This window comes from Streptomyces sp. NPDC059897 (assembly GCF_042730865.1).
Classification (GTDB): domain Bacteria; phylum Actinomycetota; class Actinomycetes; order Streptomycetales; family Streptomycetaceae; genus Streptomyces.
Genome location: NZ_JBHWKQ010000016.1, coordinates 119,283 through 142,261, shown reverse-complemented (window position 1 = coordinate 142,261; position 22,979 = coordinate 119,283). Strand labels below are relative to the sequence as shown.

Annotated in this window: 23 protein-coding genes; 14 read left to right on the top strand and 9 right to left on the bottom strand. The window is 71.6% G+C overall.

Going from position 1 to position 22,979, the window contains the following annotated elements; all coding sequences use genetic code 11:
• Positions 1-99: 99 nt before the first annotated feature.
• A complete protein-coding gene (locus tag ACFV9W_RS19970) occupies positions 100-396 on the bottom strand; it encodes an MTH1187 family thiamine-binding protein (protein ID WP_385762607.1) in 297 nt (98 codons plus the stop codon).
• A complete protein-coding gene (locus ACFV9W_RS19965; protein WP_385762605.1) occupies positions 393-737 on the bottom strand; it encodes a DUF3817 domain-containing protein in 345 nt (114 codons plus the stop codon). Before ACFV9W_RS19965 ends, ACFV9W_RS19970 begins: the two co-directional genes overlap by 4 nt.
• A gap of 129 nt (positions 738-866) precedes the next feature.
• Here ACFV9W_RS19965 and ACFV9W_RS19960 point away from each other — a divergent pair, with 129 nt between their 5' ends.
• From ACFV9W_RS19960 to ACFV9W_RS19945, 4 genes are all read left to right on the top strand, one after another.
• Entirely contained in the window at positions 867-1,505 is a 639-nt protein-coding gene (locus ACFV9W_RS19960) for an AIM24 family protein (RefSeq protein WP_385762603.1), read from the top strand.
• Positions 1,505-2,173: an AIM24 family protein gene (locus tag ACFV9W_RS19955; protein ID WP_385762601.1), complete on the top strand. Its 669-nt coding sequence runs from the start codon at positions 1,505-1,507 to the stop codon at positions 2,171-2,173. Before ACFV9W_RS19960 ends, ACFV9W_RS19955 begins: the two co-directional genes overlap by 1 nt.
• A complete protein-coding gene (locus ACFV9W_RS19950; protein WP_385762599.1) occupies positions 2,170-2,943 on the top strand; it encodes an AIM24 family protein in 774 nt (257 codons plus the stop codon). The genes ACFV9W_RS19955 and ACFV9W_RS19950 overlap by 4 nt, the downstream gene beginning before the upstream one ends.
• 95 nt (positions 2,944-3,038) lie before the next feature.
• Entirely contained in the window at positions 3,039-3,515 is a 477-nt protein-coding gene (locus ACFV9W_RS19945; RefSeq protein WP_385762597.1) for a MarR family winged helix-turn-helix transcriptional regulator, read from the top strand.
• Between the two features lie 31 nt (positions 3,516-3,546).
• Here the strand turns inward: ACFV9W_RS19945 and ACFV9W_RS19940 are convergent, their stop codons facing one another.
• Both ACFV9W_RS19940 and ACFV9W_RS19935 read right to left on the bottom strand, forming a co-directional pair.
• Positions 3,547-4,962: a sensor histidine kinase gene (locus ACFV9W_RS19940; protein WP_385762669.1), complete on the bottom strand. Its 1,416-nt coding sequence runs from the start codon at positions 4,960-4,962 to the stop codon at positions 3,547-3,549.
• 5 nt (positions 4,963-4,967) lie between these two features.
• Positions 4,968-5,639 (bottom strand): response regulator transcription factor, encoded by a 672-nt coding sequence (locus ACFV9W_RS19935; RefSeq protein WP_385762595.1) that lies wholly within the window; start codon positions 5,637-5,639, stop codon positions 4,968-4,970.
• 133 nt (positions 5,640-5,772) lie between these two features.
• Between ACFV9W_RS19935 and ACFV9W_RS19930 the strand changes: the two genes are divergently transcribed.
• Positions 5,773-6,432, top strand: coding sequence for a PepSY domain-containing protein (locus ACFV9W_RS19930; protein WP_385762593.1), 660 nt, complete (start codon positions 5,773-5,775; stop codon positions 6,430-6,432).
• Here the strand turns inward: ACFV9W_RS19930 and ACFV9W_RS19925 are convergent.
• From ACFV9W_RS19925 to ACFV9W_RS19915, 3 genes are all read right to left on the bottom strand, one after another.
• Positions 6,387-7,661 carry an MFS transporter gene (locus tag ACFV9W_RS19925; RefSeq protein WP_385762591.1) on the bottom strand — a complete coding sequence of 425 codons (1,275 nt, stop codon included), beginning with the start codon at positions 7,659-7,661 and terminating at the stop codon, positions 6,387-6,389. The genes ACFV9W_RS19930 and ACFV9W_RS19925 overlap by 46 nt on opposite strands.
• Before the next feature lie 163 nt (positions 7,662-7,824).
• Entirely contained in the window at positions 7,825-8,781 is a 957-nt protein-coding gene (gene meaB, locus ACFV9W_RS19920; protein ID WP_385762589.1) for a methylmalonyl Co-A mutase-associated GTPase MeaB, read from the bottom strand.
• Between the two features lie 77 nt (positions 8,782-8,858).
• Positions 8,859-10,061 carry an acetyl-CoA C-acetyltransferase gene (locus ACFV9W_RS19915; protein WP_385762586.1) on the bottom strand — a complete coding sequence of 401 codons (1,203 nt, stop codon included), beginning with the start codon at positions 10,059-10,061 and terminating at the stop codon, positions 8,859-8,861.
• Between the two features lie 136 nt (positions 10,062-10,197).
• Between ACFV9W_RS19915 and mce the strand changes: the two genes are divergently transcribed.
• The 8 genes from mce (at position 10,198) to ACFV9W_RS19875 (ending at position 20,817) form a co-directional block, all read left to right on the top strand.
• Positions 10,198-10,638: a methylmalonyl-CoA epimerase gene (mce, locus tag ACFV9W_RS19910; RefSeq protein ID WP_385762584.1), complete on the top strand. Its 441-nt coding sequence runs from the start codon at positions 10,198-10,200 to the stop codon at positions 10,636-10,638.
• 242 nt (positions 10,639-10,880) lie between these two features.
• Positions 10,881-14,933, top strand: coding sequence for a polarized growth protein Scy (scy, locus tag ACFV9W_RS19905; RefSeq protein WP_385762582.1), 4,053 nt, complete (start codon positions 10,881-10,883; stop codon positions 14,931-14,933).
• A gap of 192 nt (positions 14,934-15,125) precedes the next feature.
• A complete protein-coding gene (locus ACFV9W_RS19900; RefSeq protein WP_385762580.1) occupies positions 15,126-16,061 on the top strand; it encodes a cellulose-binding protein in 936 nt (311 codons plus the stop codon).
• A 105-nt stretch (positions 16,062-16,166) separates the two neighbouring features.
• The gene (locus ACFV9W_RS19895; protein ID WP_385762578.1) at positions 16,167-17,177 is read left to right on the top strand and encodes an ABC transporter ATP-binding protein; all 1,011 of its coding nucleotides are present in this window, start codon (positions 16,167-16,169) and stop codon (positions 17,175-17,177) included.
• 1 nt (position 17,178) lies between these two features.
• Positions 17,179-17,949, top strand: a complete 771-nt coding sequence (locus tag ACFV9W_RS19890) for an ABC transporter permease subunit (RefSeq protein ID WP_385762576.1) — start codon at positions 17,179-17,181, stop codon at positions 17,947-17,949.
• 35 nt (positions 17,950-17,984) lie between these two features.
• Entirely contained in the window at positions 17,985-18,698 is a 714-nt protein-coding gene (locus ACFV9W_RS19885; RefSeq protein WP_385762574.1) for a hypothetical protein, read from the top strand.
• Positions 18,699-18,811: 113 nt separating this feature from the next.
• On the top strand, positions 18,812-19,987 hold the full coding sequence (locus tag ACFV9W_RS19880; protein ID WP_385762572.1) for an ABC transporter ATP-binding protein: 1,176 nt from the start codon (positions 18,812-18,814) through the stop codon (positions 19,985-19,987).
• The gene (locus tag ACFV9W_RS19875) at positions 19,984-20,817 is read left to right on the top strand and encodes an ABC transporter permease subunit (RefSeq protein WP_385762570.1); all 834 of its coding nucleotides are present in this window, start codon (positions 19,984-19,986) and stop codon (positions 20,815-20,817) included. Before ACFV9W_RS19880 ends, ACFV9W_RS19875 begins: the two co-directional genes overlap by 4 nt.
• Positions 20,818-20,855: 38 nt before the next feature.
• On the opposite strand, the gene ACFV9W_RS19870 is transcribed toward ACFV9W_RS19875, so the two are convergent.
• The gene (locus ACFV9W_RS19870; RefSeq protein WP_385762569.1) at positions 20,856-21,197 is read right to left on the bottom strand and encodes an ATP/GTP-binding protein; all 342 of its coding nucleotides are present in this window, start codon (positions 21,195-21,197) and stop codon (positions 20,856-20,858) included.
• Positions 21,198-21,411: 214 nt separating this feature from the next.
• Here ACFV9W_RS19870 and ACFV9W_RS19865 point away from each other — a divergent pair, with 214 nt between their 5' ends.
• Positions 21,412-22,446 (top strand): LLM class flavin-dependent oxidoreductase, encoded by a 1,035-nt coding sequence (locus tag ACFV9W_RS19865; RefSeq protein ID WP_385762567.1) that lies wholly within the window; start codon positions 21,412-21,414, stop codon positions 22,444-22,446.
• A gap of 93 nt (positions 22,447-22,539) precedes the next feature.
• Here the strand turns inward: ACFV9W_RS19865 and ACFV9W_RS19860 are convergent, their stop codons facing one another.
• Positions 22,540-22,932: an SCO5389 family protein gene (locus ACFV9W_RS19860; protein ID WP_385762564.1), complete on the bottom strand. Its 393-nt coding sequence runs from the start codon at positions 22,930-22,932 to the stop codon at positions 22,540-22,542.
• Positions 22,933-22,979 lie beyond the last annotated feature (47 nt).

The window sequence follows — 22,979 nt, the reverse complement described above, 5'->3', positions numbered from 1 at the left end:
TGGTGTTCGACCGTCTCGGTACCCCCACGAAAGGGGAGATTTCCGGGCGTGTCGACCAGAGGAGGGCGTAAGAGTGAGCTACGGGGAGGGCTACCCCGGTCAGCCGTCGGAGAGTTGCCGCTCCACGGTTTCGACCTTCGACGTCAGACCGTCCGTCACGCCCGGGCGGATGTCCGCCTTCATGACGACCGAGACCCGCGGCGCGCGTTCCTCGACGACCGCGACGGCACGCTTGATCACGGCCATCACCTCGTCCCAGTCGCCTTCCACCGAGGTGAACATCGCGTCGGTGCGGTTCGGGAGGCCGGATTCGCGGACCACGCGGACCGCGTCGGCGACGTACTCCCCCACGTCCTCGCCGACCCCGAGCGGGGTGACGGAGAAGGCGACGATCATGCGTTCACGACGCCTTCCTGGCGGGCGCGGCCCGCGATCACCGCGGCCTCGCCCTCGCGCTTGAGCTTGCGCTCGGCGAAGAAGCCGCCGGTGGGCAGGACCGAGAGGACGAAGTAGAGCGCGGCGGTGCCGAAGCTCCACTTCGTGCGGTTCCAGGCGTCGAGCCAGAAGATCACGTACAGGACGAAGAGGAAGCCGTGGACCGCGCCCATCACGGGCACCGCGTTGAACTCCGTCGTCCGCTTCAGGACCGAGCAGATCAGCAGCAGGAGGAAGGAGACGGCCTCGGGAGCGGAGACGAGGCGGAGGCGTCGGAGGGCGGAGGCGGTCTTGAGGTCCACAGGTGCACCTTCGGCTGAGGGGCGGACGGTCGTTGATCTTGTGAATGTGCGCACAAGCGTTTCCCCATTGTGGCATCGCGCCGATGGGGCCCTGTCGGCGGGCTCACCTTGGCGGCTACCTTCGACCTCGTGGCTACGTTCCGACTGCAGGGCAGCAAGGTGCTCGCCGTCGACATGACAGGCGATGCCGTGAAGGCGAAGAACGGCTCGATGGTCGCGTACGACGGCCGGATGGCGTTCAAGAAGCTGAGCGGGGGCGGCGAAGGGGTCCGGGGCATGGTGACCCGGCGGATCACCGGTGAGCAGATGACCATGATGGAGGTCAAAGGGGAGGGCACCTGCTGGTTCGCGGACCGGGCGAGCGAGATCAATCTGGTGGGACTGCGCGGCGACAAGCTCTACGTGGAGTCGAGCAACCTGCTCTGCACGGACACCGGCCTGCGCACGGGCACCTCGTTCACCGGCGTACGCGGCGCCTCCCAGGGCAACGGCCTGTTCACGACGACCGTCGAGGGCCACGGCCAGGCCGCGATCATGAGCGAGGGCCCGGCCGTCGTGCTGCGCGTCGGCCACGACCACCCGCTCACCGTCGACCCCGGGGCGTACATCGCGCACCAGGGGAACCTGCGGCAGTCGTTCCAGTCCGGGGTGACCTTCCGTACGTTCCTCGGAGAGGGCGGCGGCGAGGCCTTCCAGATCCTCTTCGAGGGCGACGGGCTCGTCTACGTACAGCCCAGTGAGCGCAACACGATCGCGGGGGACGTGTGATGGCGACGGCGGGACCGGCGGCGTTCCGGGAGATCAATCCGAAGATGGTCGAGGCGACCGTCGTGCCCGGACAGCGGCTCTACAGCCAGCGCGGCGCGATGCTCGCCTACCAGGGCGACGTCTCCTTCACCCCGAACGTGCAGGGCGGTCAGGGCGGCGTGATGTCCATGATCGGGCGGCGGGTCGCGAACGAGTCGACGCCGCTGATGACGGTCGAGGGCAGCGGCACCGTGCTGTTCGGGCACGGCGGGCACCACGTGCAGGTGATCACGCTGTCCGGCGACACCCTGTATGTGGAGGCGGACCGGCTGCTCGCCTTCGACGGTGCGTTGCGGCAGGGAACGATGTTCATGGGCGCGCAGGGCGGCGTCATGGGAATGGTCCGCGGCCAGGTGTCCGGGCAGGGCCTGTTCACGACCACGCTGCAGGGTCACGGCGCAGTCGCGGTGATGGCGCACGGCGGCGTGATCGAGGTCCCGATCACCCCGGGCAGGCCCGTGCACGTCGACCCGCAGGCGTACGTGGCGCACCACGGCGACGTACGCAACAAGCTGTCCACCGCGCTCGGCTGGCGGGACATGGTGGGGCGCGGCAGCGGTGAGGCGTTCCATCTGGAGCTGAGCGGGAGCGGTGCGGTGTACGTCCAGGCGTCGGAGGAGAAGCTGTGACGGGCCCGATCGTGTACGACCCGGCGACCCTGCCGGTCGACGACAACGTCAACGCGTACACCTTCTGCGTGGAGCTGCGGGGCGGCCAGTGGTTCCTGCAGAAGGGGAAGATGATCGCCCACTACGGGCGGATCGACTTCAACGGCGTCGGGCACGGCCGGCTCGACCGGCTCGTGCGCACCTCGTTCCACTCGCCCTTGCACGCGAGCGACTGGGTGGTCGCGGAGGGCAGCGGCAAGATGCTGCTCGCGGACCGGGCCTTCGACGTGAACTCGTACGACCTGGACGAGGGGAATCTGACGATCCGCGCGGGGAACCTGCTCGCTTTTCAGCCAACTCTCGCGCTGAAGCAGTCGATCGTTCCCGGCTTCCTCACACTCATTGGCACCGGCAAATTCGTCGCGGCATCAAACGGTCCGGTTGTGTTCATGGAGCCGCCGATCCGGGTCGACCCGCAGGCGCTCGTCGGCTGGGCCGACTGCCCCTCGCCGTGCCATCACTACGACCACGGATACCTGACGGGTGTGATCGGCGGTCTACGTGCGATGACGGGCGTCGGCGGGGTCTCGGGCGAGGAGCACCAGTTCGAGTTCGTGGGCGCGGGGACGGTGCTGCTGCAATCCAGCGAGTCGTTGATACCGGAACAGCCGGTGGGTGACGTACCTCACCAGGGAGGAGTTCCGGGCGGACAGGGGGCCTCGGCGGGCAGTCCTGGAGCACCGCGCCTTCCCGGACAGCTCGGCGACCTCCAGCGTCGCTTCGGGCTGTGAGCGGTAGTCTGCGGAGTGTGACGTCGAACGCGAGTGCGTAGTGTGTCACCCCCCACATTCGTTCGCCTTTCAACTTCTTAGGTAGAATCGATTCCATGGAGACCGAGACGGCCACAGCGTGGCTGACCGACGAGGAGCAGTGCGCCTGGCGCACCCACCTGGAGGTCAACAGACTGCTCAATTACCAGCTGGAGAAGGATCTTCAGCCGTTCGGCCTGACGATGAACGACTACGAGATCCTGGTGAACCTCTCCGAGGCCGAAGATCTCCGGATGCGGATGAGCGACCTCGCGGCCGCGACCCTGCAGTCCAAGAGTCGGCTCTCGCATCAGATCACCCGCATGGAGAACGCCGGCCTGGTGCGCCGCGAGAACTGCGAGTCGGACCGCCGGGGCCTCTACACCGTGCTCACCGACTACGGCATGGAGACCATGCGGAAGGTCGCCCCGCACCACGTGGCGTCCGTCCGCAGGCACTTCGTGGACCTGATCTCCGCGCAGGAGCTGGGCAACTTGCGCCAGGCCCTCTCCCCCATCGCGGAACACCTGCGTTCGCAACGCGGCAAACCGTGACCCACCGGCCGGCGGCCGGCCGGCCGGAGGGCTAGCCGGAGGGCAGTTCGAGCTCGAAGAGCGCCCCGCCCTCCGGCGCGGAACGCACCGTGAGCGAGCCGCCGTGCCGCTCCGCCACGTCCCGGGCGATGGCGAGGCCGAGACCGGCCCCGCCGCCGTCCCGGGTACGGGCGTCGTCGAGCCGTACGAACCGCTCGAAGATCCGCTCCCGCTCGTCCTCCGGAACGCCCTCACCGTCGTCGGAGACCCCCAGCACCACCCGGCCGTCCTGCGCGCGCACCGCCACCCGGACCCCGGCGCGGGCGTGCCGCTGCGCGTTGTCCACGAGGTTGCCGAGCACCCGCGCCAACTGGCCCCGGGAGCCGCTGACCTGCGGCACCGCGGTCACGTCCACGGCGACGGGGACCCGGTCGCCGGTGCGCTGGGACAGCTCCTCGCGCACCAGGGCCGCGAGGTCGACCCCGGCGCCGCCGGGCTTCTCCCCCGCGTCGAGCCGGGCCAGGAGCAGCAGGTCGGCGGCCAGTTCCTGCAGCCGCACCGTGTCCTCGACGGCGCCGTCCACATCGAGCAGATCCGGGTGCGCCGCCCCGACCTCGAGCTGGGTGCGCAGCGAGGCGATGGGGCTGCGCAGCTCGTGCGAGGCGTCGGCGACGAAGCGGCGCTGGCGCTCCACGGACGACTCCAGGGCGGCGAGCGTCTCGTTCGTGGTGCCGGCGAGCCGGGCGACCTCGTCGTGGGTGTCCGGTTCCGGGACCCGCCGTCCCAGGTCCTGCGAGGCCGTGATCGCGGCCATCTCGGCGCGGATGCCCTCCACGGGCCGCAGCGCGCGCCGGGTCACGAGATACGTCACCCCGCCCACGATGACGAGCAGCACGGGGAAGCCGATCAGCATGGAGGTCAACGCCGTGTTGACCGCGCTCTGTTCGGCCTCGAGGGAGCCGCCCGCGTACACGGTCAGATCCCCGTACGCGGTGTCCTCGACCTCGACCGCGGCGAACCGGTAGTCGGCACGGTCGCCGTCGATGGTGGCGCTGCCGTCGGTGTGGTCGGTCTGGTCGGAGACGCTGCCGTTCTGCTGGGCGCCGTCTCCCCCGTCGTCGTCGCTGTCGCCGTCGTCGTCGGGACGGGCCGCGACGGGCTTGACGCCGCTCACGCCGGTGCCGGAGATCTTCTCCAGGTCCTCGGACGTGGCCAGCACCCTCTTGTCCTCGTCCACGACCTGGACCGGGTCCTCGTCGTCCAGGTCGAGCGCGTCGGGCGCGGTGCCGGTGGCCAGGGAGGTGGCGACGCGGCGGGCCGTGGAGTCGGCGTCGGCACCGGCCCGGTCGGTGAGGTTGCCGCGCAGCGAGAGCAGCACCGTGGCCCCGGCCGCGACCAGGGCGACCGCGACGACGAGGGTGGCGGCGAGGGCGGCGCGGGCCCGTACGGAGCTGAAGGGGCGCCTCAGCCTGCTCATCGCGGCACCTCCAGCCGGTATCCGGCGCCGCGCACCGTGCGGATGAGCGAGGAGCCGAGCTTGCGCCGCAGCGCGCTCACGTACACCTCGACGATGTTCGGGTCCCCCTCGTACGCGAAGTCCCAGACGTGGTCGAGGATCTCGCCCTTCGACACCACCTCGCCGGCCCGCGTGACGAGCTGCTCAAGGACCGCGAACTCCTTGGTGGTGAGCGGCACTTCACCGTCGTCGGCGTGGGTGACGCGGCGCGCGGCGGTGTCGACGGCGTACGGCCCGACGGTGTGCACGGGGCTCGCGCCGCCCGCGCTCCCCCGGCGCCGCAGCAGCGCCTTCACGCGCGCGACCAGCACCACGTACGAGAACGGCTTGGTCAGGTAGTCGTCGGCGCCGGTGTCGAGACCCTCGGCCTCGTCGTACTCGCCGTCCTTCGCGGTCAGCATCAGGATCGGCACATCGTTGCCCGCGGCGCGCAGGGCGGCGCAGACCCGGTAGCCGTTCATGCCGGGCAGCATGATGTCGAGGACGAGCAGGTCGTACGGCACCTCGCTCGCCTGGTGCAGGCCCTCCAGTCCGTCGTGGACCACGTCAACGGCGTAGCCCTCGGCGGTGAGGCCCTTGGCGAGGGACAGGGCGAGTCGCTTCTCGTCCTCAACGATCAACAGGCGCATACGGGCAAGGGTCGCAGGTCGAACCTGAAGAACCCTGAAGGAACCTGAAGAGGTCTTCAGGTTCCTTCAGCGGGGCTTCAGGGTCGGCCGGGCAGTGTGTTCCTCGTCGGAACCCCACCACGGGAGGAACCCCATGAAGCGCCGTACCACTGTCATCTCCGCCATCGCCGCCATCGCCCTGCTGGGCGGGGGCACGGCCACCGCGGTCGCGGTCTCCGGCGACGACGGTGCCGGTTCGTCTTCGTCGAACACGGCGCGGCAGTCGTCCGTGCAGGTCAAGGACGACGACGGCGTGAGCGACAAGCAGGAGGAGATCAACGAGGCGAAGGGCGCCAAGGTGAAGGCCGAGGACGCCATCGCCGCCGCCCTGAAGCACACGCCGGGTACGGCCGTCGGCGCCGACCTCGACTCCGACGACGGGCGTCTCGTCTGGGAGGTCGACGTGATCGGCTCCGGCGACAAGTGGCAGCACGTCGATGTCGACCCCGGCAACGGCAAGGTGCTCGGCTCCCACACCGAGCGCGACGACGACGGCGACGACAGCGCGGCCCGCGTCGCGGCGACCCTGAAGGACGCGTCGACGTCGGCCGAGGACGCCGCCAAGGCCGCGGGCTCGAAGGGCACGGTCACCTCGGTGGACGCCGACGACGACGGCTCGGTGAAGGTCTGGGAGGTCGAGACGACGTCCTCGAACGGCACGCAGCACGACTGGCACGTGGACTTCAAGTCGGGTGCGGTGACCGCGGATCACGCGTCGGACGACGACGGCCAGGACGACGGCGACGACGACTGACGTTCACCCGGAACCGGGGCGTGGGCCACGGGGCTCCGCCCCGGACCCCGCTGCTCAATCGCCGCAGGGGCTTTAAATGGGAGCGCCACGAGCAGCGGAGCCACCGCCGCCGCCGCGAAGCAGAGCGGCAGCGGCACATGGCCCACAAGGAGCCCGATGCCCGCCGTCCCGGCCGAACAGCCCGCGTTCAGGGACGTGTTGACCCACGCCCCGGCCTGCGTACGGAAACCCGCGTCCACCGACTCGTCCGCGATCAGGTACGCCGTGGTCAGGGCCGGCGCGACGAACAGGCCGACGCACGCCGCCGCCACCGCGAGCGCGCCGAGCCCCGGCGCGAGCGCCGCACCTCCCAGCGCCGCCGCGAGCCCGGCCGCCAGGACCGCGAGCCGGGTGCGCGCGGGCGCACGCCAGTCCACCGCCCCGTTCACGAGCCCGCCCACCGCGCTGCCGGCCGAGAGCGCGGCCAGGATCCACGCGGCCGCCCCGCCGCTCCCCCGCTCCTCGGCGAAGGCGAGGACGAGCAGATCGGCCGCCCCGAGCGCGACCCCGACGCCGAGGGTCACGACCACGGGCTGCCGGAGCCGGCGGGCGACCTTGCCCCGGCCCGCACGACGCCGACCGGTCGGCCGCGGCGTCGCGGTCACCCCCGCCACCGCGGGCGAGGCGACGAAGACGAGCGTTCCGACGGCCACGAGCCCGGCGCTCAGGGCAACACCGAAGGCGGCGGGCGCCCACAGCACGAGCACGCCCACCAGCAACGGGCCGCACACGAGCAGCAGTTCCTCGGCGACCCCGTCGAGGCTGTACGCCCGCTGCAACAGCCGCCGGTCGTCCGCCAGCATCCGCCCCCACACCGTGCGCATCGTGGGCCCGAGCGGCGGCGTGAGCGCCCCGGTCGGCAGGGCGAGGGCCACGAGCAGCGGCCCGGACGCCCCCGGGCGCCAGGCCACCACGGCGAAGAGCGCGAGCAGCGCCGCGTAGGACAGCGCCATCGGGGGCAGCGCGCGGCGCGGCCCGTACCGGTCGATGAAGAGGGCGCGCAGCGGCGACAGGAGCACGCTGGCGGCGCCGTACAGCGCCATGACGGCGCCCGCGACGGCGTACGAGCCGGTGGCGGCGGTCACGGCGAGCATCAGGGAGAGGGCGACGGTCCCGTACGAGAGGCGCCCGAGCAGGGCCGCACCAAAGGTGCGCAGGGCGTACGGGGTCCGCAACACGGCGGCGTACATGATGGATTTCCTCCGGAGCGGGCATGCGGGGAGAACTCAACGGGGCGTGACTGCACCGGAGTTCTCTACGCACGGAGGAATGACATGGCCGCACCGTAACAGCGGGCGGAGAGGAAGAACAGACCGCGAGGCCCGGCCGGAGCGCCCCGGCCGGGCTTCACGCTCAGGCCCCGGTGAGGCCCTCCACCAGTTGGTCGGCGGCCCGGTACGGGTCGAGCTCGCCCGCGACGATGCGCTCGGCCAACGCGCCGAGGCGCCGGTCCCCCGAAAGGTCGCCGATCCGCTCGCGCAGCGCCGTCACCGCGATCGTCTCGACCTCGCGGGCCGCCCGCGCCGCGCGCCGCTCGGAGAGCACGCCGTGCTCCTCCATCCACGCCCGGTGCTTCTCCAGCGCCTCGACGACCTCGTCGACGCCCTCGCCGCGCGCGGCGACCGTCTTCACGATCGGGGGGCGCCAGTCGCCGGGGGCGCGGGACTCGCCGAGACCCAGCATGTGGTTCAGCTCGCGGGCCGTGGCGTCGGCGCCGTCCCGGTCGGCCTTGTTGACCACGTACACGTCGCCGATCTCCAGGATTCCGGCCTTGGCCGCCTGGATCCCGTCACCCATGCCGGGTGCGAGGAGCACCACCGACGTGTCCGCCTGCGAGGCGATCTCGACCTCGGACTGCCCGACGCCGACCGTCTCGACGAGGATCACGTCGCAGCCGGCCGCGTCGAGCACCCGGATCGCCTGCGGCGCGGCCCACGCGAGGCCGCCCAGGTGCCCGCGCGTGGCCATCGAGCGGATGTAGACGCCGGGGTCGGACGCGTGCTCGGACATCCGGACCCGGTCGCCGAGGAGCGCGCCGCCGCTGAACGGCGACGACGGGTCGACGGCGAGCACGCCGACCCGCTTCCCGGCCCGCCGGTACGCGCTCACGAGCGCCGAGGTGGAGGTCGACTTGCCGACTCCGGGCGAGCCGGTGAGGCCGACGACGTACGCGTTCCCGGTCAGCGGGGCCAGCGCGGCCATGACGTCGCGCAGCTGCGGGGACGCCCCCTCCACCAGCGAGATCAGCCGGGCCACGGCACGCGGCCTGCCCTCCCTCGCCTGCGCGACCAACGTGGGGACGTCCTGCATCACAGCTCCGTTCGCCAGTTCCCGTACCCGTACGAAAAGGGGTTCCGCCGTCGAGGGCGTTGCGCCCGTCGTGGGCGTTACGCCTTGGGTACCCGCACGACCAGCGCGTCACCCTGACCGCCGCCGCCGCACAGGGCCGCCGCGCCGACGCCGCCGCCGCGCCGCTTCAGCTCCAGGGCGAGGTGCAGCACGATGCGCGCGCCGGACATCCCGATCGGGTGACCGAGCGCGATGGCCCCGCCGTTGACGTTCACCTTTTCCGAGGACACGCCGAGGTCCTTCATTGACTGCACGGCGACCGCGGCGAACGCCTCGTTGATCTCGATGAGGTCGAGGTCCTCGGCGGCGATGCCCTCCTTCTTGAGGGCGTGCTGGATCGCGTTCGAAGGCTGCGACTGCAACGAGTTGTCCGGGCCCGCGACGTTGCCGTGCGCGCCGATCTCGGCGATCCACTCCAGGCCGAGCTCCTGCGCCTTCGCCTTGCTCATGACGACGACCGCGGCGGCCCCGTCGGAGATCTGCGAGGAGGTGCCGGCGGTGATCGTGCCGTCCTTGGCGAAGGCCGGGCGCAGCTTGCCGAGCGACTCCGCGGTGGTCTCCGCGCGGATGCCCTCGTCCTTGCTGAAGACGACCGGCTCGCCCTTGCGCTGCGGGATCTCGACGGGCGTGATCTCGGCCTCGAAGATGCCGTTCTTCTGCGCGGCGGCGGCCCGCTGGTGGGACAGGGCCGCCACCTCGTCCTGCTCGGGGCGGGCGATGCCGAGGCGGGTGTTGTGCTTCTCCGTGGAGGCACCCATCGGGATGTTCTCGAAGGCGTCGGTGAGGCCGTCGTGCGCCATCGCGTCGAGCATCTCGACCGCGCCGTACTTGTAGCCCTCGCGGGACTTCGGCAGCAGGTGCGGGGCGTTCGTCATGGACTCCTGGCCACCGGCCACGACCACGTCGAATTCGCCGGCGCGAACGAGCTGGTCGGCGAGCGCGATGGCGTCGAGCCCGGACAGACACACCTTGTTGATCGTGAGCGCCGGGACGTTCATGGGAATGCCCGCCTTGACGGCGGCCTGGCGCGCCGGGATCTGCCCCGCCCCGGCCTGCAGCACCTGGCCCATGATCACGTACTGCACCTGGTCGCCACCGATCCCCGCACGGTCGAGGGCGGCCTTGATCGCGAAGCCGCCGAGGTCGGCTCCGGAGAAGGACTTGAGCGAGCCGAGCAGACGGCCCATGGGCGTCCGCGCGCCCGCGACGATCACTGACGTGGTACCGGTCGTTCCTGACATGAGGCACGGCCCCTTGGAGGTGAGGAGTGAACGAGGGTTTACTCGAATGTACTGACCGGTATGCCACTCGTCACCGGCACGCGAGTGTGATCGCGCGCACGTTGCGTAACCACTCCGCGCGCGCTGCACTGACTTCATGCTGACGCGAATCGACCACATCGGGATCGCCTGCTTCGACCTCGACAAGACCGTCGAGTTCTACCGGGCGACGTACGGCTTCGAGGTCTTCCACTCCGAGGTCAACGAGGAGCAGGGCGTACGCGAGGCCATGCTCAAGATCAACGAGACCTCCGACGGCGGGGCCTCCTACCTCCAGCTGCTCGAACCCACCCGCGAGGACTCCGCCGTCGGCAAGTGGCTGGCCAAGAACGGCGAGGGTGTGCACCACATCGCCTTCGGCACGGCCGACGTCGACACGGACGCCGCGGACATCAGGAACAAGGGCGTCCGCGTGCTCTACGACGAGCCCCGGCGGGGCTCGATGGACTCCCGCATCACGTTCCTGCACCCCAAGGACTGCCACGGCGTACTGACCGAACTCGTCACTGCCGCACCCAAGGACTCGGCGGAGCACTGACCTCCACATAGCCGTGCCGGTAGGGTTGTGGGGCGGCTGCCGTCACCAACGGCCGGTCGTGGGCCGGGGTCCGGGTATCGGGGGACGAGGGTCGGGGTACGTCGGGAACGAACGGCAGCAGCCGGAACGGTCCGACGGCACCGGCGAATTCGATCTGACACCATTCCCCGGGGGCCCCGTTCGCATGAACGGGCGGGGCTCGTAAGAAGAACTTGCGACCAGGGGACGGATGGGACCGCGCAGTGCGGGGCTATGAGAGCCAGGACGGCCGACGGCCGGCTGAGACCGACCATCTCTCGCGGTTCGAAGCCGAGATGGACCGGCTGAAGACCGATCGGGAGAAGGCCGTCCAGCACGCCGAGGACCTCGGCTACCAGGTGGAGGTGTTGCGCGCCAAGCTGCACGAGGCGCGCCGCAGCCTCGCGTCCCGGCCTGCCTACGACGGGTCGGACATCGGCTACCAGGCCGAGCAGCTCCTGCGGAACGCGCAGATCCAGGCCGACCAGCTGCGCGCCGACGCCGAGCGCGAGCTGCGCGACGCCCGCGCGCAGACCCAGCGGATCCTCCAGGAGCACGCCGAGCAGCAGTCCCGGCTCCAGTCCGAGCTGCACACGGAGGCGGTCAACCGCCGCCAGCAGCTCGACCAGGAGCTCGCCGAGCGCCGCCGCACGGTCGAGACGCACGTCAACGAGAACGTGCAGTGGGCCGAGCAGCTGCGCGCCCGCACCGAGCAGCAGGCCCGCCGCCTCCTCGACGAGTCCCGCGCGGAGGCCGACCAGGCGCTCGCCGCCGCCCGCGCGGAGGCCGAGCGGGTCGCCGAGCAGGCCCGCCAGCGCCTCACCTCGGAGGCCGAGGACGCGCGCACCGAGGCGCAGTCGATCCTGGCCCGCGCCCGGCAGGACGCCGAGCGCCTGCTGAACGCGGCGTCGACGCAGGCCCAGGAGGCCACCGACCACGCCGAGCAGCTGCGGACGTCGACGAGCGACGAGGCCGAGCAGGCCCGCCGCCGCTCCGGCGAGCTGAGCCGCGCCGCCGAGCAGAAGATCGCCGAGGCGGACACGGCGCTGCGCGAGGCCCGCGCCGAGGCCGACAAGGTGCTCGCGGAGGCGAAGGACGCCGCGGGCAAGCAGCTCGCGAGCGCCGAGGCGGCCAACGAGCAGCGCACCCGCACCGCGAAGGAGCAGGTGGCCCGCCTCGTCCAGGAGGCCACGAAGGACGCGGAGACCACGAAGTCGGAGGCCGAGCAGGTCGTCGCCGACGCGCGCGCCGAGGCCGAGAAGCTGATCGCCGAGGCCAAGGAGAAGGCCCGTACGGTCACCGCGGAGGAGACCGCCGGCGAGCTCGCGAAGGCCGCCCGCACCGCGGAGGACGTGCTCAACAAGGCGTCCGAGGAAGCCAAGGCGACGACGAAGGCCGCGGCCGACGAGGCCGAGCGGCTGCGCAGCGAGGCCGAGGCCGAGGCGGACCGGCTGCGCGCCGAGGCGCACGACCTGGCCACGGAGCTCAAGGGCGCGGCCAAGGACGACACCAAGGAGTACCGCGCCAAGACCGTCGAACTCCAGGAGGAGGCGCGGCGACTTCGCGGCGAGGCCGAGCAGCTGCGGGCCGAGGCCGTCGAGGAGGGCGAGCGGATCCGGGCCGAGGCCCGCCGCGAGGCCGTCCAGCAGATCGAGGAGTCGGCCAGCACCGCCGAGCAGCTCCTCTCCAAGGCGAAGGCGGACGCGGACGAGCTGCGCACCGCCGCGACGACGGAGAGCGAGCGCGTCCGCACGGAGGCCATCGAGCGGGCCACGTCGCTGCGCAAGCAGGCCGAGGAGACCCTGGAGCGCACGCGCGCGGAGGCCGAGCGGTACCGCACCGAGGCCGAGGAGCAGGCCGAGGCCACCCGCTCCGAGGCGGAGCGCGCGGCGCAGGAGCTCAAGGCCGAGGCCGAGCGGGCGATGCAGGTCAAGCAGGAGGAGGCGGCCCGCGAGCTGACCCGCCTGCACACGGAGGCCGAGGAGCGCCTCACCGCCGCGGAGACGGCGCTGAACGAGGCGCGGGAGCAGGGCGAGACGCTGCGCCGCGAGGCCGCCGACGAGGTGGAGCGGCTGCGCGCGGACGCCGCCGAGCGCGCCCGTACGGTGCAGGCGCAGGCCGAGACGGAGGCCGAGCGCCTTCGCAACGAGGCCGCGGCCGACGCCTCGACGACCCGCTCCGAGGCCGAGAACGCCGCGGTGCGCCTGACCTCCGAGGCCTCCGCGGAGGCCGAGCGGCTCAAGACGGAGGCGCAGGAGTCCGCCGACCGGATCCGCGCCGAGGCGCAGTCCGCCGCCGAGCGGATCGCGACCGAGGCGGCGGAGACGCTGGCCGCCGCACAGGAGGAGGCGGCCCGGCGCCGCCGCGAGGCCGAGGAGACGCTCGGCAGCGCGCGCGAGGAGGCCGAGCAGGAGCGTTCGCGGGCCCGCGAGCAGAGCGAGGAACTGCTCGCCGTGGCGCGCGCCCGCGTCGACGAGGCGCAGACCGAGGCCGTCCGCCTGGTCGAGGAGGCGGACCAGCGGGCGACCGAGATGGTCTCCACCGCGGAGCAGACGGCGCAGCAGGTCCGCGACTCCGTGGCCGGCCTGCACGAGGCGGCCCAGGAGGAGATCACCGGGCTGCGGTCCGCCGCCGAGCACGCGGCGGAGCGTACGAAGACGGAGGCGCAGGAGGAGGCCGACCGGGTCCGCTCCGACGCCTACGCGGAGCGCGAGCGCGCCACCGAGGACGCGAACCGGGTCCGTTCCGACGCCACCGCCGAGGCGGAGGCCGCGAAGGCCATGGCGGAGCGCACCGTCTCCGAGGCCTTCACCGAGGCCGAGCGGCTGCGCACGGACGCCTCGGAGCACGCCCAGCAGGTCCGCACGGAGGCCTCCGACCTGCGCACGGCCGCCGACCAGGACGCCTCGCGCACCCGCGCCGACGCCCGTGAGGACGCCAACCGGATCCGCTCCGACGCGGCCGAGCAGGCCGACACGCTGATCACCGAGGCGACCGCCGAGGCCGAGCGGCTGACGACGGAGACCAACACGGAAGCGGAGCGGGTCCGCTCCGAGTCCACGGCACGCGCCGAGCAGTTGGTGGGCGACGCCACGACGGAGGCCGAGCGGCTGGCCGCCGAGTCCACGGCGAAGGCCGAGAAGCTCGTCGGTGACGCGACCGCCGAGGCCGAGCGGCTGCGCGCCGAATCGACGGCCGCCGCCGAGCAGTTGACCAACGAGACGCGGGCCGAGGCCGAGCGCGTACGGACCGAGTCCGTCGCCAAGGCCGAGAAGCTGATCTCGGACGCGTCCGGCGACGCGGAGCGGCTGCGCGCCGAGGCCGCCGAGACGGTCGCGTCCGCGCAAGCGCACGCCGAGCGGATCCGCACCGACTCCGAGCGCGTCAAGGCGGAGGCCGCCGCCGAGGCGGACCGCATCACGGCCGCCGCCCGCGAGGAGGCCGAGCGCACGCTGGACGAGGCCCGCAAGGACGCCAACAAGCGGCGCACGGAGGCCGCGGAGCAGGTCGACAAGCTCATCACGGAGTCCGCGGCGGAGGCCGACAAGCTGACCCACGACGCCCAGGAGACGGCGCAGAAGACGACCGCCGACGCGGAGTCGCAGGCCGACACGATGGTCGGCGCGGCCCGCACGGAGGCCGAGCGCCTGGTCGCGGAGTCGACCGTCGAGGGCAACTCGATCGTGGAGAAGGCCCGTACGGACGCGGACGAACTGCTCGTCGGCGCCCGCAGGGACGCGACGCAGATCAGGGAGCGCGCCGAGGAGCTGCGCGACCGGATCACGGCCGAGATCGAGGAGCTGCACGAGCACGCGCGCCGCGAGTCGGCCGAGGCGATGAAGAGCGCGGGCGAGCGCTGCGACGCCCTGGTCAAGGCCGCGGAGGAGCAGCTCTCCGAGGCGCAGGCCAAGGCCAAGGAGGTGCTGAACGACGCGGATTCGGAGGCCGGCAGGGTCCGGATCGCCGCCGTCAAGAAGGCCGAGGGGCTCCTCAAGGAGGCCGAGCAGAAGAAGTCCGAGCTGTCCCGCGAGGCGGACAAGATCAAGGCGGACGCGGAGCAGGAGGCCACCGCCATGATCGAGAAGGGTCAGCGGGACCTCGACGTGCTGGTCAGGCGCCGCGAGGACATCAATGCCGAGATTTCCCGTGTCCAGGACGTACTGGAGGCGTTGGAGAGTTTTGAGGCTCCGTCCGGCGGGGGAGGCAAGGACGGCGGCGTCAAGGCGGGAGCCGCAGCGGGGGCCACACGTTCGAGTGGCAAGGGCTCGGAGGGCTAGCCTTTCGGCCAACTACCGTGCTCGCCAAGGACGTTTGGCCCTGTTCTGGCAAGCAGTCCGTCCCTACGCCACTCAAAAGGGGGGTCATTCTAGAGCTGAAGGCTGATCAATCCGACATCTGCCCGATGACACGCCGCTGCGCCCCCTAGGATTCCCACTATCACCTCACCGGTCTCATTCGACAGGAACCCCATGAGCGACACTTCCCCCTACGGCTTCGAGCTTGTGCGGCGTGGGTACGACCGCGCTCAGGTGGACGAACGGATCTCCAAGCTCGTCTCCGACCGTGACAGCGCTCTTGCCCGTATCACTGCTCTGGAAAAGCGCATCGAGGAACTCCACCTCGAGACGCAGAACGCTCAGGCGCAGGTGAACGACGCGGAGCCGTCGTACGCCGGCCTCGGCGCCCGCGTCGAGAAGATCCTCCGCCTCGCCGAGGAGGAGGCCAAGGACCTGCGCGAAGAGGCCCGCAGGGCGGCCGAGCAGCACCGGGAGCTCGCCGAGTCCGCGGCCCAGCAGGTGCGCAACGACGCGGAGTCGTTCGCCGCCGAGCGCAAGTCCAAGGCCGAGGACGAGGGCGTTCGGATCGTCGAGAAGGCCAAGGGCGAGGCCACCGCGCTGCGCACCGAGGCGCAGAAGGACGCGCAGTCCAAGCGCGAGGAGGCGGACGCCCTCTTCGAGGAGACGCGCGCCAAGGCCGCCCAGGCCGCCGCCGACTTCGAGACGAACCTGGCCAAGCGCCGCGAGCAGTCGGAGCGCGACCTGGCCTCGCGTCAGGCCAAGGCCGAGAAGCGCCTCGCCGAGATCGAGCACCGCGCCGAGCAGCTCCGCCTCGAGGCCGAGAAGCTCCGCACGGACGCCGAGCGCCGCGCCCGTCAGACGGTGGAGACGGCCCAGCGCCAGGCCGAGGACATCGTCGCGGACGCGAACGCGAAGGCGGACCGTATCCGCAGCGAGTCCGAGCGCGAGCTGGCGGCGCTCACCAACCGCCGCGACTCGATCAACGCGCAGCTGACGAACGTCCGCGAGATGCTGGCCACCCTCACCGGTGCGGCGGTCGCTGCCGCGGGCGCCCCGGCGGAGGACGAGCCGGTCACCCGCGGGGTGCCGGCGCAGCAGTCCCGGTAGTTCACGCCCCGGCGGGGCTTGAGCTGCCCACCCGCCGTCGGCGCTTGATTCGCCCCCGGTCACACACAAGTGGCCGGGGGCTTTGTCACGATTTAGCGTGGCCGCATGATCGAGCTCTCGGGGCTGACCAAGCGCTACGGCGAGAAGACGGCCGTGGACGACCTCACCTTCTCCGTCCGGCCGGGAATCGTCACCGGCTTCCTCGGCCCGAACGGCGCGGGCAAGTCCACCACGATGCGGATGATGCTCGGCCTCGACAACCCGACGGCGGGCGACGTCCACATCGACGGCAAGCACTACGCCCAGCTGAAGGACCCCCTGCGCTACATCGGCGCCCTGCTCGACGCGAAGGCGATGCACGGCGGCCGCAGCGCCTACAACCACCTCCTGTGCCTGGCGCAGTCCAACGGCATCCCGAAGAACCGCGTGCACGAGGTGCTCGACACGGTCGGCCTCACGGCGGTGGCCCGCAAGAAGGCGAAGGGCTTCTCGCTCGGCATGGGGCAGCGCCTCGGCATCGCGGGCGCGCTGCTCGGCGACCCGCAGATCCTGATGTTCGACGAGCCGGTCAACGGGCTCGACCCCGAGGGCATCCACTGGATCCGCAACCTGATGAAGTCCCTCGCCGCCGCGGGCCGTACGGTCTTCGTCTCCTCCCACCTGATGAGCGAAATGGCGCTCACCGCCGACCACCTGGTGGTCATCGGGCAGGGCCGCCTCCTCGCCGACATGTCGATGCCGGACTTCATCCGGCAGAACTCGCGCTCGTACGTCCGGCTGCGCTCACCGCAGCGCGAGCGGCTGCTCGACGTGCTGCACCGGTCCGGCATCACGGTCGTGGAGTCCGGCGGCGCCTTCGAGGTGGACGGACACCCCGCCGAGGAGCTCGGTGAGCTCGCCGCACGGAACCAGCTCGTCCTGCACGAGCTGAGCCCTCAGCAGGCCTCCCTCGAAGAGGCGTTCATGCAGCTGACCGCGGAGTCGGTGGAGTACCACGCGCACACCCAATCCCCGGACCAGCCGACCACGCAGGGCGGCCCTCAGCCGCCACAGACCCCGCAGAATCCGCAGCAGTCGGGCTGGGGTTCGAGCTGGAACCAAGAGAAGGGCGCCTGAGATGGCCGCGGCCCAGGTCCTCCGCTCCGAGTGGACCAAGATCAAATCGGTGAACTCGACGGCCTTCACGCTCGGCCTCGCGGTGCTCGTCTCCGTCGGCCTCGGCATGCTGATCAGCGCGCTCACCAGCAACGAGTTCGACAAGATGTCGACCGGGGACAAGCTCACCTTCGACCCGACCTTCATCTCCTTCTCCGGCCTCACGCTCGGCCAGCTCGCGATGCTGGTCTTCGGGGTCCTCGTGGTCGCGAGCGAGTACAGCACGGGCATGATCCGCACCTCGCTCGCGGCGGTCCCGCAGCGCGGCACGTTCCTCTTCTCGAAGATCCTGGTCGCCGCGCTGCTCGCGCTCGTCGTCGCGCTGGTCATCAGCTTCGCGTCGTTCTTCCTCGGCCAGCTGATGCTCGGCGACCACAGCACGGACCTGGGCGCCCCGAACGTGCTGCGCGCGGTCTTCGGCGCCGCCGTCTACATGACGCTCCTGACGACGTTCTCGATGGGCGTCGCGGCGATGCTCCGCTCCCCCATGCTCTCGCTCGGCATCCTGATGCCGTTCTTCTTCCTGGTCTCGCCGATCCTCGGCAGCGTCTCGGCCACGAAGAAGGTCGCCCAGTACTTCCCCGACCAGGCGGGCCTGAAGATCATGCAGGTGGTGGACCCGCCGAGCGACGACGCCCCGTACGGGCCGTGGGGCGGGCTCGGGATCCTGTTGGTGTGGGTCGCGGCGGTGCTGATCGTCGGATACGTGCTGCTGAAGAAGCGGGACGCGTAGGACGGGCCCGGGGGGGTGCCCTAGCCTGCGGCACCATGGCGCTCATCGATCCCGGCCGCACCCTCGTCTCCCTCGGCTACGACACCGTCCCCGCCCTCACCCCGCTCAGCTACCCGGGGCGCCCGGTCACCGCCCCCGCCCTGCTGCGCGGCGACGAACTCCTCGACCTCGACGTGGAGCGCGAGCTGCCCCGCTGGACCGCGGACCGCACCCCCGTGCTCGCCGTCGGCTCCAACGCGGCCCCCGCCCAGGTCGCGTACAAGCTGCGCAAGCTCGGTCTGCCGGTCGCCGTGCCGATGGTGCCGCTGCCCACGCGCGGCATCGGCGTCGGCTGCTCCGCGCACATCGGGCGCAACGGCTATGTGGCGGCCGCCCCCTACCCGGACCCGCGGGCCGCGCGCACCCTCGTCGTGTCCTGGCTCGACGCGGCCCAGCTCAAGGCCGTCGACGCCACCGAGCTGCCGAACTACCGCAGGGCCGCCGTCCCCGACGCCCCCGTGCCCGGACTGCAGATGTACGTGGGCGAGCACGGCGTTCTCGTCGACCCGGACACCGGAGTCCCGCGGGCCGGCGGCGGCGACCAGGCGGGCCTCCTGAGCGCGCTCATGGCGGCCTCCACGGAGCTGTCCGCGCTGCTCGGGCCCGCGCCTCGGGACTGGGTGCGGCGCGCCGCCGCGTCCCCCGCCGTGCGCGAGGCGGGCACCCGGATCCTGCGCGCGGGTGGAACCATCCCCTCCGGCCCCGCCTGACGCTTTGCTCACTCTTGGCCGGAACCGTCAGCTCGCGTATACGCTCCTAACCCTTACGGGGGCGTCTGCCCCGACGTCCTGAAACTCTCAGAACCTTCCGATGGGTGCGGAGAATGATCGAGGCAGTCGGCCTGACGAAGCGCTACGGCGCGAAGACAGCCGTGTACAACCTTTCCTTCCAGGTGCGGCCGGGGACCGTGACCGGGTTCCTCGGGCCGAACGGCTCGGGCAAGTCCACGACGATGCGCATGATCCTCGGCCTCGACCAGCCGAGTGCGGGCCATGTGACCATCGGCGGCTACCCGTACAACAAGCTCCCGAACGCGCCGCGCCAGGTGGGCGCGCTGCTCGACGCGAAGGCCGTGCACGGCGGCAGGACCGCACGCAGCCATCTGCTGAGCCTGGCCCAGCTCTCCGGCATCCCGGCCCGCCGGGTCGACGAGGTGCTCGGCGTCGTCGGCCTTCAGGAGGTCGCGAAGCGGCGTTCCAACGGCTTCTCGCTCGGCATGGGGCAGCGGCTCGGCATCGCCGCCGCGCTCCTCGGCGACCCGCAGGTGCTGCTCTTCGACGAGCCGGTCAACGGACTCGACCCCGAGGGCATCCTCTGGGTCAGGAACCTGATGAAGCAGCTCGCCTCCGAGGGGCGCACGGTCTTCGTCTCCTCGCACCTGATGAGCGAGATGGCGCTGACCGCCGAGCACCTGATCGTGATCGGGCGCGGGCAGCTGCTCGCCGACATGAGCGTGCGGGACTTCATCGCACACAACTCGGCGGGCTTCGCGCGCGTGCGCACCCCCGACAGCGAGCCCCAGCAGCGCGAGAAGCTGACGGCCGCGCTGACCGAGGCGGGCGGCCAGGTGCTGCCCGAGCAGGACGGCGGCCTCCGGGTCACGGGCCTGCCGCTGCCGCGCATCAGCGATCTGGCGCACGGCGCGGACGTACGGCTGTGGGAGCTGTCGCCGCACCAGGCCTCGCTCGAGGAGGCGTACATGCGGATGACGCAGGGCGCCGTCGACTACCGCTCGACCGCCGACCAGCGCGCGGGCCTGCACGAGCAGCTGCCGCCGGGCGCGGTGCCGCCCGAGCAGATGCCGGTGCCGGGGCAGGGCCAGCCGGGCTGGTACGCCCCGCCGCCGCCCCAGGCACCGGGTCAGCCGCCGGTTCAGCCGCCCGTCGCGGACCAGAACCCGTACGCGACCCCGATGCCCCCGCCGGCCCCGCCCGTCGCTCCGGCCCCACCCGCCGCACCGGCCCCGACCGCCCCGCCGATGGACAAGGACGCCCGATGAGCACGCCGCCCCCGACCTTCGCCGCACCCGGCGCCTCGTACGCCTCGCCCATCCCGATCCGCAAGGCCCACCTCGGCGACGCGCTGGCCTCGGAGTGGACGAAGATCCGTTCCGTGCGCTCCACGATGTGGACGCTGGGCGTGATGATCGTGCTCATGGTCGGACTCGGCCTGGCCTCCGCCGGCGTGGTCGCCTCCGACAACGGCCCGACGCCGGACAGCAGCCAGGTGCTCAGCCTCGGCTTCTTCGGCACGCTGCTCGGCACCATCTGCGTGATGACCCTCGGCGTCCTGACGATCGCCTCCGAGTACGGCACCGGAATGATCCGTACGACGATGACGGCCTGCTCCAGCCGGAGCCGGGTGCTCGCCGCGAAGGCGATCGTCTTCTTCGTCCTGGTCACGGTGCTGACCACGGTGTTCGCCGCGCTCGTCGGCGCGCTCCAGGTGGGGATCGTGGGCTCGGACTCGCCGAGCGGCGGCGCGTGGCTGAAGACGACGTTCGGCGTCGGCCTGTTCGTCGCGCTGCTCGGCCTGCTCGGCCTCGCCGTCGGCACCCTCGTACGGCACTCCGCGGGCGCGATCACCATCATGGTCGGCGTCGTGCTGCTGCCGCTGGTCATGGCGATCTTCATGTTCGCGGAGTCGCTCAAGGACCTGCAGCAGGCCCTCCTCGAGTACTCGGTCCCCAGCCAGCTCGCCGTGCTCTACGACCAGTCCGTGACCGGCAGCTCGGGCCCCACCGGCTGGGAGCCGCTGTGGATCATGGCGGGGATCACCGCGGTGGCGCTCGGCGGCGCGTTCGTGTCGATCAACAACCGCGACGTGTAGACGCCCGGCGGTATCGGCGTACCGGCGTATCGGCCGGCTCAGTACCGCGGCGCGTTCTTGGACCGCTGCACCTTCGTGGTGCGGCGGTCCTTCGCGTTCCAGCACGCCTTGTGCCAGTGCCGCCGGTCGTCCACTCCCCCGTACTCGGGCCAGGCCACGACATGGGCGACCCCGGAGGGGATCTGCTGGTCGCAGCCGGGGCAGCGGTACGTCTTGCCGGCCGCGCTCGCGCCCGCCACATGGCGCACGCTCCACTCCTCGCCCTGCCAGCTCTCCGTGGACTGGAACCCGCCGTAGCGCCGCCCTTCGTCCCCACCGCCGGCGGACGCGCTGCTGCTGGACGATCCGCCTGCCTTCGGACGGTTGCGGCGCGGAGACACGTCTCACCTCGGGATGTGTGAACGGAGCTGGAGGTCATGTCCAGCCTACGCCGAAGGGCAGGGGGTACCCGAAGACCGTCACGTCGAGGGGGCCTCGTCAAGACTTGCCGGAAAATCCGCCAATCTTCTTGGGAGGCCGTGTCTTTGGCACTTGCCAACCGTTATTGCCTGTTGGGGGAATGCCCGCGTCGGCGCCAAGAAAGGCAGGAGTGCGATGCGTGTAGGGACGTTTGTACTGGCGGCCCAGTTTCCGGGCCAGGGGCAGGGGGAGGCACTGCACCGCGCGGTGCGGTCGGCCGAGGTCGCCGAGGAGGCGGGCCTGGACTCGGTGTGGCTCGCCGAGCACCACTTCGTGCCGTACGGGACCTGTCCCTCGGCCGTGACGCTGGCCGCGCTGCTGCTCGGCCGCACGAACACCTTGCGGGTGGGCACGGCGGTCAGCGTGCTGCCGACCGCGCACCCGGTCGCCCTCGGCGAGCAGGCGGCCCTGCTGCACGTCACGTCGGGCGGCCGCTTCTCGCTCGGCGTCGGCAGGGGCGGCCCCTGGGTGGACCTGGAGGTCTTCGGGGCCGGCATCGAGGCGTACGAGAAGGGGTTCCCGGAATCCCTCGACCTGCTCCTCAAGTGGCTCCGGGACGAGCACGTCGGGGGCGCCGGCGAGCGCTTCGCCTTCCGCGAGGTCCCGGTCGTGCCGCGTCCCGCGGAGGCGATCGGCGGGGCGGGCCGGGAAGGGCCGGAAGTGATCGTTGCCTGTACGTCGCCGAAGAGCGTGCGGCTCGCCGCCGAGCGGGGCCTGCCGATGCTGCTCGGCATGCACATCGGGGACGGGGAGAAGGCGGAGATGGTCGCCCTGTGGCGGCGCTGCGCGCGCGACGCCGGGCGCCCGGTCGACGAGATCTACGCGGCGGAGCACGTGTCCGCCGGTGTCGCCCAGATCGGTGACAGCGAGTCGGAGGCCTCGGAGACACTCCTGAAGGCGATGCCGGGCTGGCTGAAGCAGGGTCTTGACGCCCATGTGACGGTCGACGGCAGGGCGCGGTCGATGCGCGACCCGCACGCGTACACGGAGCTGCTGTGCTCGCTGCATCCGGTCGGCACCCCGCAGCTGTGCGCGGACCGGCTCGCGGCCACGTCTGAGCGGACGGGGATCACCCGGTTCGCGCTGCTCGTCGAGGGCTCGGGAGATCTCACGGCGACGGAGGAGAACGTGCGGCGCCTGGGAGCCGAGGTGCTGCCGCAACTCGGCTGACCTTGTGGGCACTTCGCCCCGGCGCCTGTCGGCCCGTACAGATGCACCTCCCGCGTACGGGCCGACAGGCAAAGGCTGTTACGCCCTCAGCCCTCAGCAGTCACGCAGTTCCGGTGACTGGTTGAGCAGCTGATTGCGTGCCGAGGTGAAGCGGGCGAGCGTCTCGTCCACCGCCGGGTCCTGCGGGAACACCGCGACCCGGTGGCAGTTCTGGAACGCGAGGCGGACACCGAAGTGCCGCTGCAGCGCCCCACGTATGGCGTCACTCGCGAGCGCACGCAGAAGCTGTCCACGTGCCTGCTCGTCCGGGGGCGGCGTCTGGTTGTCGGCGAACGCTCCGCCGTCGACCTTCAGCTGAGCCACCAGGGAGCTGATCATCTCCCATGCGTAAGGCAGGGAGGTCCGGACGCAGTCGACGAAGTCCTTTTCGTCAACCTCGCCTCGCTCGGCCTGATCCAACAGCGCCGGTGAGACGTCGAGCGACATGGGTTCTCCTCTCGCACCCCCGGGGAGCGGGGGCATACGGACAGGGC

What these genes read in the sequence shown, in the direction of transcription:
- ACFV9W_RS19970 (WP_385762607.1), bottom strand. Translation starts at nt 396, where the DNA reads ATGATCGTCGCCTTCTCCGTCACCCCGCTCGGGGTCGGCGAGGACGTG.
- ACFV9W_RS19955 (WP_385762601.1), top strand. Translation starts at nt 1,505, where the DNA reads ATGGCGACGGCGGGACCGGCGGCGTTCCGGGAGATCAATCCGAAGATG.
- ACFV9W_RS19945 (WP_385762597.1), top strand. Translation starts at nt 3,039, where the DNA reads ATGGAGACCGAGACGGCCACAGCGTGGCTGACCGACGAGGAGCAGTGC.
- ACFV9W_RS19935 (WP_385762595.1), bottom strand. Translation starts at nt 5,639, where the DNA reads ATGCGCCTGTTGATCGTTGAGGACGAGAAGCGACTCGCCCTGTCCCTC.
- ACFV9W_RS19930 (WP_385762593.1), top strand. Translation starts at nt 5,773, where the DNA reads ATGAAGCGCCGTACCACTGTCATCTCCGCCATCGCCGCCATCGCCCTG.
- ACFV9W_RS19925 (WP_385762591.1), bottom strand. Translation starts at nt 7,661, where the DNA reads ATGTACGCCGCCGTGTTGCGGACCCCGTACGCCCTGCGCACCTTTGGT.
- meaB (WP_385762589.1), bottom strand. Translation starts at nt 8,781, where the DNA reads ATGCAGGACGTCCCCACGTTGGTCGCGCAGGCGAGGGAGGGCAGGCCG.
- ACFV9W_RS19915 (WP_385762586.1), bottom strand. Translation starts at nt 10,061, where the DNA reads ATGTCAGGAACGACCGGTACCACGTCAGTGATCGTCGCGGGCGCGCGG.
- mce (WP_385762584.1), top strand. Translation starts at nt 10,198, where the DNA reads ATGCTGACGCGAATCGACCACATCGGGATCGCCTGCTTCGACCTCGAC.
- ACFV9W_RS19900 (WP_385762580.1), top strand. Translation starts at nt 15,126, where the DNA reads ATGAGCGACACTTCCCCCTACGGCTTCGAGCTTGTGCGGCGTGGGTAC.
- ACFV9W_RS19895 (WP_385762578.1), top strand. Translation starts at nt 16,167, where the DNA reads ATGATCGAGCTCTCGGGGCTGACCAAGCGCTACGGCGAGAAGACGGCC.
- ACFV9W_RS19890 (WP_385762576.1), top strand. Translation starts at nt 17,179, where the DNA reads ATGGCCGCGGCCCAGGTCCTCCGCTCCGAGTGGACCAAGATCAAATCG.
- ACFV9W_RS19885 (WP_385762574.1), top strand. Translation starts at nt 17,985, where the DNA reads ATGGCGCTCATCGATCCCGGCCGCACCCTCGTCTCCCTCGGCTACGAC.
- ACFV9W_RS19880 (WP_385762572.1), top strand. Translation starts at nt 18,812, where the DNA reads ATGATCGAGGCAGTCGGCCTGACGAAGCGCTACGGCGCGAAGACAGCC.
- ACFV9W_RS19875 (WP_385762570.1), top strand. Translation starts at nt 19,984, where the DNA reads ATGAGCACGCCGCCCCCGACCTTCGCCGCACCCGGCGCCTCGTACGCC.
- ACFV9W_RS19865 (WP_385762567.1), top strand. Translation starts at nt 21,412, where the DNA reads ATGCGTGTAGGGACGTTTGTACTGGCGGCCCAGTTTCCGGGCCAGGGG.
- ACFV9W_RS19860 (WP_385762564.1), bottom strand. Translation starts at nt 22,932, where the DNA reads ATGTCGCTCGACGTCTCACCGGCGCTGTTGGATCAGGCCGAGCGAGGC.